Origin of the sequence: Leptospira inadai serovar Lyme str. 10, assembly GCF_000243675.2 — a bacterium.
GTDB lineage: Bacteria > Spirochaetota > Leptospiria > Leptospirales > Leptospiraceae > Leptospira_B > Leptospira_B inadai.
Window position 1 is genome coordinate 85,831 of record NZ_AHMM02000025.1, and the last position, 13,751, is coordinate 99,581.

19 protein-coding genes are annotated in these 13,751 nt (G+C 41.2%); 11 read left to right on the top strand and 8 right to left on the bottom strand.

What is annotated here, in order from left to right:
* Positions 1-2,742 carry a DNA polymerase I gene (gene polA, locus LEP1GSC047_RS16155; protein ID WP_020989163.1) on the bottom strand — a complete coding sequence of 914 codons (2,742 nt, stop codon included), beginning with the start codon at positions 2,740-2,742 and terminating at the stop codon, positions 1-3.
* Positions 2,739-3,872 (bottom strand): glycosyltransferase, encoded by a 1,134-nt coding sequence (locus tag LEP1GSC047_RS16160; RefSeq protein WP_039935656.1) that lies wholly within the window; start codon positions 3,870-3,872, stop codon positions 2,739-2,741. The genes polA and LEP1GSC047_RS16160 overlap by 4 nt, the downstream gene beginning before the upstream one ends.
* 129 nt (positions 3,873-4,001) lie before the next feature.
* Here LEP1GSC047_RS16160 and LEP1GSC047_RS16165 point away from each other — a divergent pair, with 129 nt between their 5' ends.
* The 5 genes from LEP1GSC047_RS16165 (at position 4,002) to LEP1GSC047_RS16185 (ending at position 6,827) form a co-directional block, all read left to right on the top strand.
* Positions 4,002-4,778, top strand: coding sequence for a class II glutamine amidotransferase (locus LEP1GSC047_RS16165; RefSeq protein ID WP_010417377.1), 777 nt, complete (start codon positions 4,002-4,004; stop codon positions 4,776-4,778).
* Between the two features lie 372 nt (positions 4,779-5,150).
* The gene (locus LEP1GSC047_RS16170) at positions 5,151-5,435 is read left to right on the top strand and encodes a type II toxin-antitoxin system HigB family toxin (protein ID WP_010417376.1); all 285 of its coding nucleotides are present in this window, start codon (positions 5,151-5,153) and stop codon (positions 5,433-5,435) included.
* A gap of 9 nt (positions 5,436-5,444) precedes the next feature.
* On the top strand, positions 5,445-5,846 hold the full coding sequence (locus LEP1GSC047_RS16175; protein WP_010417372.1) for a helix-turn-helix domain-containing protein: 402 nt from the start codon (positions 5,445-5,447) through the stop codon (positions 5,844-5,846).
* A 285-nt stretch (positions 5,847-6,131) separates the two neighbouring features.
* On the top strand, positions 6,132-6,431 hold the full coding sequence (locus LEP1GSC047_RS16180) for a type II toxin-antitoxin system HigB family toxin (protein WP_039935394.1): 300 nt from the start codon (positions 6,132-6,134) through the stop codon (positions 6,429-6,431).
* Positions 6,432-6,827 carry a helix-turn-helix domain-containing protein gene (locus LEP1GSC047_RS16185; RefSeq protein ID WP_010417366.1) on the top strand — a complete coding sequence of 132 codons (396 nt, stop codon included), beginning with the start codon at positions 6,432-6,434 and terminating at the stop codon, positions 6,825-6,827.
* Positions 6,828-7,024: 197 nt separating this feature from the next.
* On the opposite strand, the gene LEP1GSC047_RS16190 is transcribed toward LEP1GSC047_RS16185, so the two are convergent.
* Both LEP1GSC047_RS16190 and LEP1GSC047_RS21905 read right to left on the bottom strand, forming a co-directional pair.
* Positions 7,025-7,990 carry an IS3 family transposase gene (locus LEP1GSC047_RS16190; protein ID WP_180993214.1) on the bottom strand — a complete coding sequence of 322 codons (966 nt, stop codon included), beginning with the start codon at positions 7,988-7,990 and terminating at the stop codon, positions 7,025-7,027.
* Complete coding sequence (locus LEP1GSC047_RS21905) at positions 7,885-8,160, bottom strand: transposase (protein ID WP_010417360.1); 276 nt, start codon at positions 8,158-8,160, stop codon at positions 7,885-7,887. The genes LEP1GSC047_RS16190 and LEP1GSC047_RS21905 overlap by 106 nt, the downstream gene beginning before the upstream one ends.
* Positions 8,161-8,339: 179 nt before the next feature.
* Between LEP1GSC047_RS21905 and LEP1GSC047_RS16200 the strand changes: the two genes are divergently transcribed.
* The 6 genes from LEP1GSC047_RS16200 (at position 8,340) to LEP1GSC047_RS16225 (ending at position 10,465) form a co-directional block, all read left to right on the top strand.
* On the top strand, positions 8,340-8,531 hold the full coding sequence (locus LEP1GSC047_RS16200; RefSeq protein WP_039935398.1) for a type II toxin-antitoxin system VapB family antitoxin: 192 nt from the start codon (positions 8,340-8,342) through the stop codon (positions 8,529-8,531).
* On the top strand, positions 8,528-8,920 hold the full coding sequence (locus tag LEP1GSC047_RS16205) for a PIN domain-containing protein (RefSeq protein ID WP_010417354.1): 393 nt from the start codon (positions 8,528-8,530) through the stop codon (positions 8,918-8,920). Before LEP1GSC047_RS16200 ends, LEP1GSC047_RS16205 begins: the two co-directional genes overlap by 4 nt.
* 171 nt (positions 8,921-9,091) lie before the next feature.
* The gene (locus LEP1GSC047_RS16210; protein ID WP_039935401.1) at positions 9,092-9,280 is read left to right on the top strand and encodes a hypothetical protein; all 189 of its coding nucleotides are present in this window, start codon (positions 9,092-9,094) and stop codon (positions 9,278-9,280) included.
* Positions 9,265-9,552, top strand: a complete 288-nt coding sequence (locus LEP1GSC047_RS16215; RefSeq protein ID WP_010417351.1) for a type II toxin-antitoxin system RelE/ParE family toxin — start codon at positions 9,265-9,267, stop codon at positions 9,550-9,552. The genes LEP1GSC047_RS16210 and LEP1GSC047_RS16215 overlap by 16 nt, the downstream gene beginning before the upstream one ends.
* 347 nt (positions 9,553-9,899) lie before the next feature.
* Positions 9,900-10,148 carry an AbrB/MazE/SpoVT family DNA-binding domain-containing protein gene (locus tag LEP1GSC047_RS16220; protein WP_010417348.1) on the top strand — a complete coding sequence of 83 codons (249 nt, stop codon included), beginning with the start codon at positions 9,900-9,902 and terminating at the stop codon, positions 10,146-10,148.
* On the top strand, positions 10,142-10,465 hold the full coding sequence (locus LEP1GSC047_RS16225; protein WP_010417345.1) for a type II toxin-antitoxin system PemK/MazF family toxin: 324 nt from the start codon (positions 10,142-10,144) through the stop codon (positions 10,463-10,465). The genes LEP1GSC047_RS16220 and LEP1GSC047_RS16225 overlap by 7 nt, the downstream gene beginning before the upstream one ends.
* Positions 10,466-10,593: 128 nt before the next feature.
* Here the strand turns inward: LEP1GSC047_RS16225 and tnpC are convergent, their stop codons facing one another.
* From tnpC to LEP1GSC047_RS16245, 4 genes are all read right to left on the bottom strand, one after another.
* Positions 10,594-12,165, bottom strand: coding sequence for an IS66 family transposase (gene tnpC, locus LEP1GSC047_RS16230; protein WP_010410250.1), 1,572 nt, complete (start codon positions 12,163-12,165; stop codon positions 10,594-10,596).
* Between the two features lie 41 nt (positions 12,166-12,206).
* Positions 12,207-12,557, bottom strand: a complete 351-nt coding sequence (gene tnpB, locus LEP1GSC047_RS22570; RefSeq protein WP_010410257.1) for an IS66 family insertion sequence element accessory protein TnpB — start codon at positions 12,555-12,557, stop codon at positions 12,207-12,209.
* Positions 12,558-12,559: 2 nt separating this feature from the next.
* Complete coding sequence (gene tnpA / locus LEP1GSC047_RS16240; RefSeq protein ID WP_010410263.1) at positions 12,560-12,823, bottom strand: IS66 family insertion sequence element accessory protein TnpA; 264 nt, start codon at positions 12,821-12,823, stop codon at positions 12,560-12,562.
* A 179-nt stretch (positions 12,824-13,002) separates the two neighbouring features.
* Entirely contained in the window at positions 13,003-13,419 is a 417-nt protein-coding gene (locus tag LEP1GSC047_RS16245; protein ID WP_010417341.1) for an MAPEG family protein, read from the bottom strand.
* Positions 13,420-13,751: the final 332 nt, after the last annotated feature.

Genomic DNA, 13,751 nt, shown 5'->3' on the forward strand with positions numbered 1-13,751 from the left:
CTAGTGGGCTTCCTCCCAGTTGGCTCCGAATTTGCCGGAAACCTTAATAGGGACGGTTAATGGAAGTGCGTTCTCCATTAATTCCTTTGCACTCTTTAAGAATTCATCTTTCTCTTTTTTATGAACTTCGAATACCAATTCGTCGTGAACTTGAAGTAGCAGTTTGGACTTCCAACCCTGATCCGCGATTCGCTTATGGATATGCATCATCGCTATCTTAATCATATCCGCACAAGTACCCTGGATCGGCGTGTTGATCGCGACCCGGCGTGCGGCTTCTTTAGACATTCTGTTGGTGGAATTAATATCCGGAACGGGACGGCGACGTCCTTTTAAGGTTTCCACGTAACCCTTCTCTTCGCAAAAGGCGATCGTTTCATCCATGTATTTTTGAACGCCCGGATATTGGGTTAAATATCGTTCGATAAAGCCTTTGGCTTCGTCTCTCGAAACCCTTAAATTTCTACTCAATCCGTAAGGAGTCACACCGTATATTACGGAAAAATTAACTACCTTGGCCTTATCCCTCATCTCCGGCGTGACATCGGATTCGGAAACCCCGTACAAGGCTGAAGCCGTCCGCTTATGAATATCGATCCCTTTTTTATACGCGTCCAGCATCGCGGGATCGCCTGAAACGTGAGCCATGATTCTCAATTCGATCTGAGAATAATCCAGACTTAATAACTCGAAGTCCTTATGCCCGCTGATGAACCCTTTTCGAATCAGACGACCTTCCTTTTCCCGAATGGGTATATTCTGAAGATTAGGATCGGTGGAAGATAGCCTTCCGGTTGCGGCAATCGTCATATTGTAATTGGTATGAATCCGTCCGTCTTTTGCGGACACCATAGTCGGAAGAGTTTCGACATACGTGGAAATTAACTTGGTATATTTTCGATAATCCAAAAGTTTTTCTATAATCGGATGTTCCCCCAAAAGCTCTTCCAAAACTTCGTGATCCGTAGAATAACCTGTTTGGGTTTTCTTGATCACTTTCAATTTCAGATCCTCGAACAGGACCTTTTGTAATTCCTTCGTCGAGGCGATATTGAATTCACGACCCGCATATTTGTGGATATGTCGAACCAAGTCCTTGACTTCTCTCTGAAAATCCTTGGAAAGTTCGGCGAAATATCCCGCATCGATCGCAATCCCGGCCTTTTCCATGTCCGCAAGAACTCGAATTAGGGGAAGATCGATCTCTTTGTACACCGATTCCATACCGGAGTCCTTGACGGGCTTGCGTAACGAATTATATAATCTTAAAGTAATGTCGGCGTCTTCGGAAGCATATTCCGAAACCTTTTCCAATTCCACTTCCCAAAGATTCTTCTTATTTTTTCCGGTACCGACCAGATCCGAATAATGAATGGTTTGATAGTTCAGCAACTCTTTGGCTAAGTCGTCCATATTATGGTGTCGCGACTCGGGTTGTAAAATATATGAGGCGAGCATAGTATCGAAGACGATATTCCCGACTTCAAAACCGTGGTTTTCCAAAACGATCAGATCGTACTTAATATTCTGCCCGACTTTCGGGATGGACGGATCGGATAAAACGGGTCCGAGAATTTCGCGAACCTTTTCCAATTCCAGGAGCTGATCGTTGAATAAGCCCTGAGAATGAGTGACAGGAATATAAAATCCCGTCCCTTCTTGATTCGATACGGAGATCCCTAATAATTCCGCATCGACAGGATTTTGGGAAGTCGTTTCGGTATCCACGGCCAAAATCGGGGATTTTTTCCAGGCCCTCGCGATCTTGGAAAGTTCCTCGATACTTTCGATTCGTTTATAAATTCCTTTCTTTCCTGCCGTCTTACCCTCCGAAGTATCGGGTTCATCGGTCGGCGGTTCTTTTCCGGCAGCCTTAGCCAAATCCCGCGAGAGTACATTATAACCTTGGGATTTTAAGTACCGGATCGCTTCGTCGGAATTATATTCAGGAATTTTTAACTGATTTTCGCCGATTCCCAAGTCCAAATCCCTTTTAATGGTGGCTAAATCCCTGGAAAGAAAGGCGTTTTGCTTGTGTTCCAATAATTTCGTTTTTACGGAACCGTTTCGAATCTCCTCTATGTTCTTATAAATGCCTTCTAGATTTTTGTATTCTTGAAGAAGTTTGGAAGCGCCTTTATCTCCGATTCCCTTGACCCCGGGAATATTATCCGAAGTGTCTCCCACGATTCCCATATAGTCCGGAATTTGCTTCACGTCCACGCCCAATTCCTGCTTTACCCAGGAAGAATCGATCTCCACGAATTCGGTGACACCCTTCTTACCGCGGAGCATCTTAATATTCTTTTTTTCTAATAATTGATAAAGGTCCTTATCTCCGGAGAAAATCAGGATTTCCTTGGCCTTCGATTTATAGGTTTCCGTTAAAGTCCCGATCACGTCGTCGGCTTCGTGTCCCTGTACTCTTAAAACCTTAAAGCCCAGTTTTTCGAGAGTATCCATGATTTCATGCAATTGGGGACGCAAATCCTCCGGCATCGGTTTACGATTGGCCTTATAATCGGCGTACGTAGTTCCTCGTTCCAAGGGACCACCGGGGTCGAAAGTCATGGCGACATGAGTAGGGGTATAATCTTCGAAAAGCTTGAATAACATTCTAAAAAAACCGAAAACCGCCCCGCTGGGTTGACCGGTCTTGGAATTCGTAAGGTGAGTCGCCGCAAAGGCATAGTACGCTCGAAACGCAAACGCGTGCCCGTCAATAATCAATAATCTCTTCATGCAGCCTCTCCCGATTTTCCTTTTCCAGGATTGGAATACAAATCTTCGCCGAGAAAACTATAGTACGCAAGCTCGGTACGTCTTACGGTATTCTTAATCGAAAACTTTTTAACGAATTCCTTATTAAATGCCCCGAACGTTTTTCGCAATCTGGAATCCTGGAGCAAAGTCTTATACGCCTTGGCTAAAAATTCCGCGTCACCTACCTGCGCAACGAAGGCTCCCTTTTCCGAGGTCAGCATTTCCGAAATTCCGCCTGCATTGGTGGCGACGATCGGAAGCCCCGCAGCCATCGCGTCCAAGATGGAGGTCCCCAATCCTTCTTCCTTGGACGTTAGGGTAAAAATATCGAACAACGAAAGGAACTCCTGGATATCCTCGCGGAAACCGGTAAATACCACCCGGTCAAGCAAGCCTTTCTGTCTTGCCAAATTTTCCAGCTCTTTTCGAAGAGCGCCTTCACCGACGATAAATACCTTAAATTTTTGTTCCGTTTCGATTAACGCTATCGCATTCAAAAGCGTTTTTTGATCTTTATGATCCACCAAAGCGGCGATATTGCCGACCACCAATTCGTCTTTTTGCAAATGGAATTCCTTTCTAAGAAAGGCGGCATTCGAATGTTTCCTCGAAGCGGGATTTAAGTCGATACCGCTGTAGACCGTGACGATTTTTGCCGGGTCGATACCGCCCTGAATCAACACATCGCGAATTTTATTGGAAACCGAAAGAAACAGGTCCACACGCGGAGAAACGTACTTACGTTTACTAAACCAGTTTCTACGAATCTTAAAATCGACCCGACGAGAAACTATCAAACGTACTTGCGGAAGTTTCGCCTTTGCCATCCAGGCGATGGAATGAGCTTTTGCAGTATGAGCATGAATAATTCTGACTCCTTTTGCCCGGACCAAATCGCGAAGAGAGTTTACGGAAGCAAAATCCCATTCTCCTTTTAACGGAAGAGTCACCGTAGGAAGTCCCGCTTCATTCGCTTTTGCTTCCAACGCCGACCCAGGGCGGCAAAGAACGAGCTGTTGAATTTTACGCTTTTTCAGACCTTCAGCGAGAAGAAGCAGCTGCCTTTCTCCTCCCCTCCAACCCATCTCGGTATCGATATGTAGGATCACGCAATCTACCTTGGGTTCTAACCCCGAATTCTGCAAGGAGTTATACATCGAATTCAATCCCTAAAAAATCCTGGACAAAGCTGTTCTGCTTTAACGATTATATATCTATTATAACGGAGCGGCTCTGAAATGTGTGAACTCTTGGGAATGAGTGCAAATATTCCGACCGATATTTGCTTTAGCTTTACCGGTTTGATCCAAAGAGGCGGGAAGACGGGACCGCATACGGATGGATGGGGAATCGCGTTTTATGAAGGAAAAGGTTGCCGACTCTTTCACGATCCGAATCCGAGCGTGGATTCCAAGGTAGCCGAATTACTTCAAAAATATCCGATCAAAAGCAATATCGTAATCTCGCATATCCGAAAAGCCAATCGAGGAAAAGTCGAGTTAAAGAACACCCACCCATTCGTGAGAGAACTTTGGGGAAGCTACTGGACTTTCGCGCATAACGGACAACTAAAGGGAATCAAAAAGGAACCTTTGGAGGAATTTACGCCCGTCGGAACAACCGATAGCGAACACGGATTCTGTTGGCTTCTCTCCCAATTAAAAAGAAAATTCAAAGATAGGCCGAGAGATGAAAAGCGACTCGCTCTAGAAATCAAGACGCTACTTTCCTTATTAGGAATGAAAGGTGTTTCAAACGTATTATTGTCGGATTCGAAATATCTATACGTTTTTTGTTCCACAAAGCTCGCGTACGTCACTCGCCATGCACCGTTCGGCAAGGCCCGCCTCATAGACGCGGACATGACGGTCGATTTTCGAAAACATACGACCCCGAAAGATATCGTTACCGTACTCGCGACCCAACCGCTCACCAAAGGCGAAACCTGGCATCATTTGAAAGCGGGAGAATTCCAAGTTTGGAAAGAGGGTCGTTTGCAGAAGACAGACGACTGAGGACAGACGCTGCACGATGTTGGAAAAGTAATAGAGGCAGAGGAAAGATCTAATATAACACAAGAATCTTCCCCTAGAACGTGGAAATTCCGGTTATCAATGTTCCGTCCTCTGCATGGGAGCTCCAACATAATTCATTTTTGAAAAAATTGTTGTCAGGGAAATAGCAATAGTCCTCTGTCCTCTGCGATGAGCGAAGCGAACACGCCTATCCCCCGCCGGTGCTAAGAGCCTTGGGAGCGCTCCAATTATAAACTATTAGAACCAGTGGTTCGGAGATTGGCAGTTATGCGCAATCGCTAAAAAACCATTTTTGAAAGAAAGAATGGAAAAATGCTTGTAATATCTCATATTGAGATATTACTTGTATAAGTGCACGTAATTAGCTGGAAGAAGATCTCGGATTTTGTAACTAAATATCCTAATTCAGGGCCTTCTCTCGAAAGTTGGTTTAAAATAGTTCAGAATACGGGTTTTAAAGATTTCAACGAATTAAGAAAAGTATTTAAAAGTGCAGATCAGGTTGGTAAATTTACAGTCTTTAATATTAGCGGGAATAATTTTAGATTAATTTCTGCAATTCATTATAATAGGAAGAAAGTCTCCATTCGACATGTTTTAACGCATTCAGAATCTGATAAAGGAAAATGGAAATAGGAGTAGGGTATGATTCTTGAATTAGAGCGTGTGAAAAATATTTGGCCAGAAGTGAAAGATCTCTTATCTGTTCCTCATTCTGATAAACAATACAAAAGACTTTTAAAAGCTCTTGATGAATTGATAGATGAAGTTGGCAACAACGAAAAACATCCATTGGCCCATTTAATGGAGACTATGGGAAATCTCATTGAAGAATACGAGAAGGACAACTTTGAATCTATTGATGCAGATCCCGTTGAGGTAGTAAAATATCTTATGGAAGAGAATGGGCTTACTCAAAAGGACATGGCAGAGCTCGGCAGTCAGGGAGTTGTTTCTGAGATTCTCAATGGTAAGAGAGAATTGAATATTCGTCAAATCAAGGCATTAGGAAAGAAATTCAAAGTTTCCCCAGCAGTTTTTATCTGACTTAAATGATTAGAGGCTTCGCCTAACTAAAAATTGTCGCGGCGCTTCGGGATCGCTTCGCGACACTCGCTTGGGCTTCGTCACATTTGCTTCTATCACTCGGCTTGCAGAGCAAACTCGCGCAGTCCTTTGGACACGCGGAACTTCGACAATTATTGGCAGTTAGTCGTCAGTTTTGGGAACAATTCTCAGTAGGTTTCCGGCGAGCCTCCATGCTCGCGTTTCATGGAATAAAATATAGAAAAAAAGTTGTTCCCAATATGGTAACATTGTATATTTATTCCTGTGAGGATTATTTCCAGGAAGATTTTGAGAGATTTCTATGAAAATCCGAAATATTCCGATTCCAGAACGTCTATCGAAATCTGGTATAAAGATGCTTCGAAATCTATCTGGGCTTCGCCACGTGTAATCAAAGAAAAGTATCGAAACGCGAGTATTTTAAAAGATAATAGGGTCGTCTTTAATATTCACGGCAACAAGTACAGACTAATTGTAAAGATACATTATAACTTACATACTGTCTTCATTCGCTTTATTGGGACACATGAGCAATATGATAAAATTAATGCAGAGGAAATTTAAATGGAAATCAAACCGATAAAGTCTGCTAAAGATCACGACTTAGCTCTTAAAGAAATTGAGAAGCTCTGGAACTCAAAGAAGAATACACCTGAGTATGATAAATTAGATATTCTAATCACTCTTGTGGATTCTTATGAGAATAAGCATTTCCCGATCGAGAGTCCGGATCCGATAGAAGCCATTAAATCAGTAATGCAAGAAAAGAACTTAAAAAATGTGGATTTGGGAAACTGGATAGGTGGTCGGAGTAGAGCGACTGAGGTTCTTAGCAAGAAGAGAAAATTGACCTTAGAAATGATTAGGAAGATCAATAAGTACTTAGGAATTCCTACAGAGATTTTGATAAAGGATTATAAAATCAAAGTAGCAGCTCCAAAAGCCAAAGTTAGAGCTTAGCATAGTCGTCGTCGTCCCTGGCTTGCTCGTTTGCAATTCGGCCCCGAAACCAATGACTAACTAAAAACTGTCGCGGCACAGTGGAATCGCTTCGCGACCCTCGCTTGGCCTGTGTTACGTTTGCTTCTGTCACTTCGTTTGCAAAGCAAACTCGCGCCATTGGAAAAACTGGAGTTCCCCCGAAAAAACGGACGTGGTCATGCAGTAATTTTTTCTCTGAACTCGACGGGACTAAGATAACCTAAAGCCGAGTGTCTTCTCCTTCTGTTGTAATATCTTTCGATATAGTCAAACAGAAAATATTTCGCTTCCTTAATTGTGTTGAATTTTCTTCTATAAACTTCCTCCACTTTCAGAGTTTTAAAGAAAGATTCCATCGGAGCATTATCGTAGCAGTTGCCTTTCCTACTCATGCTCTGAATAAATTCATTCGTATTTAATTCTTTTCTAAAGTCTTCACTGGCATACTGGACTCCTCTATCAGAATGAAATATAATTCCTTTCGGCGATTTCCTCCCAATCAGCGCCCTCTTGAAAGCGGTTCGCAGGTGTCGAGTTTCAAGACTAGGTGCTATTTCCCATCCTATGATCTCTCTATTGAATAGATCCTTAATTGCAAATAGATAATTCCATTTTCCAACGATAGGCATATACGTAATATCTGAGAGCCAGATCTGATTCAAACACGATGCCTTAAATTCCTGATTCAAAAGATTGGGGGCAACAGGAAGCTTATGATTTGAATTTGTGGTCACAGGACGAAAGGAGCGTTTCCTGACGGCTTGTAAGCCCAGTTTCTTCATTCTCCTGTAAACTCGATTCTTGGAAATCAGTATCCTTTCTGCTCGTAAATCTTTGTGAATTCTGATATACCCGGCCCGGCTTTCATTCTCTTTGTAAAGCCGTTGGATATGGTTATCTAAATTACGGTTCGTTTTCGATCGGTTACTCTCCGGCCTTTTAAGCCATTCGTAATGACCGCTCTTAGGCACTTCGAGCAAATCGCACATCTTCTCAAGTCGGAAAGGAAATCGGTTATTTTTAATAAACGAATACTTTATTTGCGGGGTTTCAAGAAGATGCCCACGGACTTTTTTAAGATCTCCCTCTCCTCCGTTACTTCGGCTAATTCTCTTTTGAGCCGATCTACTTCCTCCCGTAATGCGTCTTTGAAAGGTCCATCATCTGTGAGATACTTCTTCTTCCAATTCCGTAGCGTATTTATTGATATGCCTAATTCTTGCGATAGTTGAGACGAAGACTTGTTTGTCTTCAAGCTAAGCTCGACTGCGTTCTTTTGAAATTCTTCATCGTATTGCGATTTACGGGACATACTGATTTTATCCTATTTTCATGCATTTCCGTGTCCGCTAAATCGGGGGAACTCCAAGCCGTAATATAAAACTAAGTTCATTCTTGAGGAAAGTGGCAATCCGATAGTTTAATAGAATCAAATAGGAAAAATAAAATAAGATTTGACGATGCATATAAATTAATCATTTTATGCATATTATGAGAACAACAGTGGATATTCCTGAAGAATTATTTTTGGAAGCGATGAAGTTAACTCATTTGAAAACTAAGACTGATGTAATTAAAGAAGGACTTACTTCTTTAATTAGAAGAGAAAAGTTAAAAGATCTTAAGAAGCATAAAGGATCCGTTAACCTCGAAATTAATTTAGATGATTTACGGAAACGATGAATCGTGTTCTGTTAGATTCATCAGTTTGGATTGAATATTTCAGAAATAGTAATTCATCAATTTCGGCGGAAGTCGACGAGTTGATTGATAGAGAGAATATTTATACTAATGATCTTATTTTGGCAGAATTAATTCCTTTTCTTAAATTACGAAAACAGTCAAAGATAATTGCTTCTCTAGAGGCTATTGAACGACTCCCATTAGAAATCGATTGGGAACAAATCATTAACTATCAAATTACGAATCTTAGGAATGGGGTCAATAAAGTAGGAATTCCAGATTTGATAATTGCACAGAATGCGGCTCAAAATAAGGCAATGCTTTTTACTCTGGACAAGCATTTTAAGCTAATGAGCAAAAATATTAAACTAAAAGTCTACTTAAAATAGCCGCCACGCATAACTTTCGTCGCCTACGCTCCTTCGTTAATCCGAAAGCTCTGTGGAAAAATAATTCTCTACAATATGAAATGATTTGGATAAGATAGGATTGTCTTTGATGGCTAATCGGCCATCTAAATTCTATTTGACAACAATAGATTAAAAGCCTAAATATCAATCATGTCTTCAACAAAGCAACAAGCTCTCGATCTTATCGAGAATTTGCCAGATGATTCATCATTTGATGATATCATGGAGGAACTTTTTTTCTCAAAGAAAGTTCAGGAAGGCTTATCAGATTTGGATAGCAATAAAACAATTTCGCATAAACAAGTTTTAGAAGAAATAACTAAATGGCGAAAGAGATAACTTGGTCTCATAGAGCCAAATCGGATTTACAAGATATTTACGATTATATTTCTAAGGATTCTGAAGTTTACGCGTTAAGCGTTGTAAATAAAATAATAGATATTGTAGAGAATATACCGATTTTTCCATTAATGGGTAGGATAGTTCCTGAATTCAATATTGAAAATCTTCGAGAACGACTTTCTGGAAATTATAGAATAGTCTATAAAGTTAGCAACTCTCGAAATATTGAAATTGTAACTATTCATCATTCAGCCAGATTATTAAAATAACTTGCATAAATCTGTTGGCAACTTCGGACAACTAAAAATTGTCGCGGCGCTTCGGGATCGATTCGCGACCCCTGCTTGGGCTTCGCTAAATTCCGCTTTGTCACTCGTCGTGCAAAGCAAACTCGCGCCAGGTCCCTCGGACACGCGGACACGCGGACACGCGGACACGCGGACACGCGGACACGCGGACACGCGGACACGCGGAACTTCGACAATTATCTATCATTAGACACCAGTTTTACAATGTCCTTCATTAGTCGAAAGGGTGAAGAAGGACCATAAATAGAACGATATTCAAGAGCTATATTTTTGTCGACAAAATCTCTAGTAATTACATAGTAATTACCATGAGAGTTTCGGTAGTCAAAATAGGTAATTCAAAAGGTATTAGGATCCCTAAGGCAGTTTTAGAAGAATGCCACATTGAGGAAGAAGTAGACCTACTAATAGATAAAAATAAGATTATTATAACCCCTTTCAAAACTAAGCCTAGAGATGGCTGGGAAAAGCAGTTTAAAGCAATGTCTGAGAGCAAAGATGACAAATTACTTATTCCAGATTCTATTGATTTATCTAATAAGGATTGGGAATGGTAGTGTCTCAATACGAAGTATATTTAATCAATTTAGATCCGACAATCGGACATGAAATCAAAAAATCGAGACCCTGTGTTCTAATATCACCGAACGAGATGAATAAGTTCATTGGCACAGTTATCATTGCGCCTATGACTACAAAATCACATTCATATCCGACAAGAATAGAGCTAACCTTTCAAAGTAAAAAGGGTTGGATAGTTTTGGACCAAATTCGAACCGTTGATAAAGCTCGTTTGATTAAAAAGCTTGGCAAGATTGAATCTAAGACTATTGCTAAAGTTAAACAAGTTATTCGAGAAATGCTAGTAGACTAAAACTTTCTCTGAACGTTATCATCATTTTGCGATAAAGAATCTGAAACTATTCGGTTAGGTAAGCTTTCTAAAAAATTCCCGAGGGAATTCAGAGAACGGCCGGAAGGAAATTAATCGTAAGCGCTCAATTAAACCCATCCCATCGATTTTGAAAAAAGACTTTCAAAATCTTGTGTTAAATGGGAGGCAGGCACCCCTTCGAAAAGAGTACGAAGGACGGCATAGGGATCTTTTTTGTTAGCGATAGCGGTTTGAACGATAGAAAAAAAGAAAGTGCTGGCCTCAGCTCCGTCAGGGCTGCCTGAGAATAGCCAATTCTTTCGTCCGATTACGAAGGGTCGAATTCCATTTTCGACAAGATTGTTATCGATATAAAATTCTCCATGAGAAAGATAAATCGTCAATCGCTCCCATTCGTTTAAGGTATAACGAATTGCCTCGCCGATCGGACTCTTTGGAAGGACTTGAGAATAGGCGCTGTCTAAGAATGTTTTTAAATCATCCAAAATAGGTTTTGATTTTTCTTCCCTGATTTTTTGAATCTTTGAAAATAAACATAGAGAGTGAAGTTTTTGTTTTCGAATTTCTTTTTCGACCGCGTAGACTTCCCTGAGTCTTAAGATGACATAGCCTGCAATACGATCTTCTTCCGACTGCCAGACCGAGTAAAATTTCCTTCTCGCGTGCGCGAAGCATCCTCCATGAAGCACTCCTTTCCAATTTCTAAAATTGGAATCATAGCTACTAAAAGCGTCGGTCTGAATACAACCCTGGTATCGATTCAAGAATTTCGGGATGAACTCCGCAGACCTTGTTTCTCTATAAAGATAAAGTAATACCGGTTTATCCGGATGACCTCCTCGAAACAGCCACATATACGACTTAGTCGTATTGGATCTGTTCGGTTCTTTCATTACTTGAAGCGTAGTTTCGTCTATCCCGATCAAAGATCCTTCGAGTAACTGTTGTTTTAAAATAGAAACGAATGGCTTGCACTTCTCATACACTTGTTTTGTCCAATTGCACATCGTTGAACGGGGCAATTCCAGACCCATTCTACGAAATATCTTCTCCATTCTGTAAAATGGAAGATGATCTACGAATTTACTCGTTAAGAGATACGCTACAAGCCCCGGCGTTGCAATACTTTGCGGTAGTAACTGCGGAGGAAGAGGGGCCGTCTTTATTACGCTTCCCGCTTCGTTTCTTTCGTCTCCATTACAATGTTTGCATGCGTATTTGTATCGGATGTGTTTTACAACAAATACCTTCTGAGGAATGATATCCAGCTTCTCGGATGTCTCTTCTCCGATCCGGCTAAGTTCTTGCCCGCAGTTACAGATCTTCTCCGATTCAGGGATATCATGAATGATTTCCTCTCTCGGTATATGATCCGGGATCGGCTTTCTACCAGGTTTTTTGCGAGTATGAGAATGGATTTCGACTTTCTCGTCCGCATGTCCATTGTATAACCCGGGAGAATCGTTTTGTGATTCTTCTATTTCGTTGAACAATTTTCCCTGTAGGATTTCGCTCGGGTCTATCTTCTCCGATTTGCTTCCATACAATTCTTTGCGATAGCCGAGAACGAGATTCTCCAAAGAACTAATCTTAGAACGAAGAGACGCATTATCTTTCTGTATATTATGCAATAATACTTTAAGCTCTTCGTTTTCCGCTAAAAGTTCCTCTCTAGACACTCTGCTTTTATATTTCTTGTCCTGCTTTCTTCAAGAACTTTTTATCGAAGGCCGGATACATCCATTAATCGATGCTCTTTTCTAAAATCTATACCCTTCAGTAGCCAGGATACTTCACGCCAACTTAAGTCCAACGCCGATTCCTCCGATTCAGGCCACGGAAACTTTCCCTTTTCGAGCCGCTTCTGCCATATGCAAAAGCCGTTTCCGTCCCAATACAGACATTTCAATCGATCTCGGCTCTTGCCACAGAACAAAAACAGATATTCCGAATACACATCCTTCGACATTTCTTTTTTCACTATAGTACTCAAACCGTTCCACGATTTCCTCATATCTGTCCTTCCCGGTCGGACATATACTCGCAGACTCTTCGGATCTCGAAATATCATTCCTATTTCCCTTGTATCGTTATGTTTATTTCTCCACTCCGGCTTATTTTTATTTCCACACCTTTACTCGCCTCTAAACTTCCTAAGTTTATTGGCACGAGCCTTTTCTCAGAGCCTGCCGTTTTCACTTTCTCTTTGCTATGACGAAGCCAATAACCTAACGTGCTTACGCTGATTCCCGACTCTTCGCAGTAAGCCTTCTGGCTCAAGCCGCTTTCTTGATATTCTGCTATATATTCTTCCCGACTCTTTCTTGCTTTGCTCATCTCATAAGTTTAACACGATTCGATCGATAGCTTACCCTGGGGTTAATTGAGCGCTTACGAGGGATCTTTCCTCTACTTCTGTAACTTTTCCAACGTCTAGCAGCTTCTGTCTAGCGTGAGCAAAGCGAGCGCATCTGTCCTCTGTCCTCAGTCTTCTGGTAGAGAAGGTAGTTAGAATATTATAGGAATGTGAGAAAAAATAAGACCCACATCGACGCTAATATGATTGTACTCGCTGTGAACAAACCCAAGCGACAAAAAAGATGATTAAACGTTAAGTGAACGAGACTATGCAAGATTCGTAAAATTACGTACGCCCAGGCCAAAACAAGATTCGTAAGATTTACGGAATTCGCAACGTACAGAATCGTGCAAATCACGTAAAATAGCATCGGCGCTTCCAATAAATTCATATAATTCCGGTTCGGAATGGACACCCAAGAAGGAACTCTTTTGGACTCTCCGTATTTAAAATCTTTCGCAGTGACTTTTCCTAAAATCGCCGCTTTAAACCGTCGGATAGGAATGAGTAACAGTACGAAAAAAGTAAGAAAGCCTAGAGCTCCCACCGGAAATAGAATTAAATGATTTTGCATATTCGCGTTTGCCTCTCAGCGACCGTCTCCTAACGATCCGTAAAACGCAACCGTAACGTCCGATACAATAACGTCATCCGGAAATCGTTCTTAGCGAGAATTTGACATTTTTTCTTTCGATGGAAAAAAAGCGAGTCCCTCTATTTGCAGATCCGCGTATGATATTTCTGAATACGAATTAGAAACGGGGCGATCGACCTCGTTTCGAAGTTTGAAATCCGAAATTAAAGTGACATCATTCTGTGAAAAATTGGGCAAAATAACTTTCCTACCGCTTAACAAAAAGGAAGGTAGAATCAAAGATGCGTTTGACAATCGGGAAAGGTCACTTT

Coding starts and splice junctions, on each gene's coding strand:
- LEP1GSC047_RS16185 (WP_010417366.1), top strand. CDS start 6,432: ATGGAAATCAAACCGATAAAGTCTGCTAAAGATCACGACTTAGCTCTT.
- LEP1GSC047_RS21905 (WP_010417360.1), bottom strand. CDS start 8,160: ATGTCCCGTAAATCGCAATACGATGAAGAATTTCAAAAGAACGCAGTC.
- LEP1GSC047_RS16205 (WP_010417354.1), top strand. CDS start 8,528: ATGAATCGTGTTCTGTTAGATTCATCAGTTTGGATTGAATATTTCAGA.
- LEP1GSC047_RS16225 (WP_010417345.1), top strand. CDS start 10,142: ATGGTAGTGTCTCAATACGAAGTATATTTAATCAATTTAGATCCGACA.
- LEP1GSC047_RS16165 (WP_010417377.1), top strand. CDS start 4,002: ATGTGTGAACTCTTGGGAATGAGTGCAAATATTCCGACCGATATTTGC.
- tnpB (WP_010410257.1), bottom strand. CDS start 12,557: ATGATATTTCGAGATCCGAAGAGTCTGCGAGTATATGTCCGACCGGGA.
- LEP1GSC047_RS16200 (WP_039935398.1), top strand. CDS start 8,340: ATGAGAACAACAGTGGATATTCCTGAAGAATTATTTTTGGAAGCGATG.
- polA (WP_020989163.1), bottom strand. CDS start 2,742: ATGAAGAGATTATTGATTATTGACGGGCACGCGTTTGCGTTTCGAGCG.
- LEP1GSC047_RS16245 (WP_010417341.1), bottom strand. CDS start 13,419: ATGCAAAATCATTTAATTCTATTTCCGGTGGGAGCTCTAGGCTTTCTT.
- LEP1GSC047_RS16220 (WP_010417348.1), top strand. CDS start 9,900: ATGAGAGTTTCGGTAGTCAAAATAGGTAATTCAAAAGGTATTAGGATC.
- tnpA (WP_010410263.1), bottom strand. CDS start 12,823: ATGAGCAAAGCAAGAAAGAGTCGGGAAGAATATATAGCAGAATATCAA.
- LEP1GSC047_RS16175 (WP_010417372.1), top strand. CDS start 5,445: ATGATTCTTGAATTAGAGCGTGTGAAAAATATTTGGCCAGAAGTGAAA.
- LEP1GSC047_RS16210 (WP_039935401.1), top strand. CDS start 9,092: ATGTCTTCAACAAAGCAACAAGCTCTCGATCTTATCGAGAATTTGCCA.
- LEP1GSC047_RS16215 (WP_010417351.1), top strand. CDS start 9,265: ATGGCGAAAGAGATAACTTGGTCTCATAGAGCCAAATCGGATTTACAA.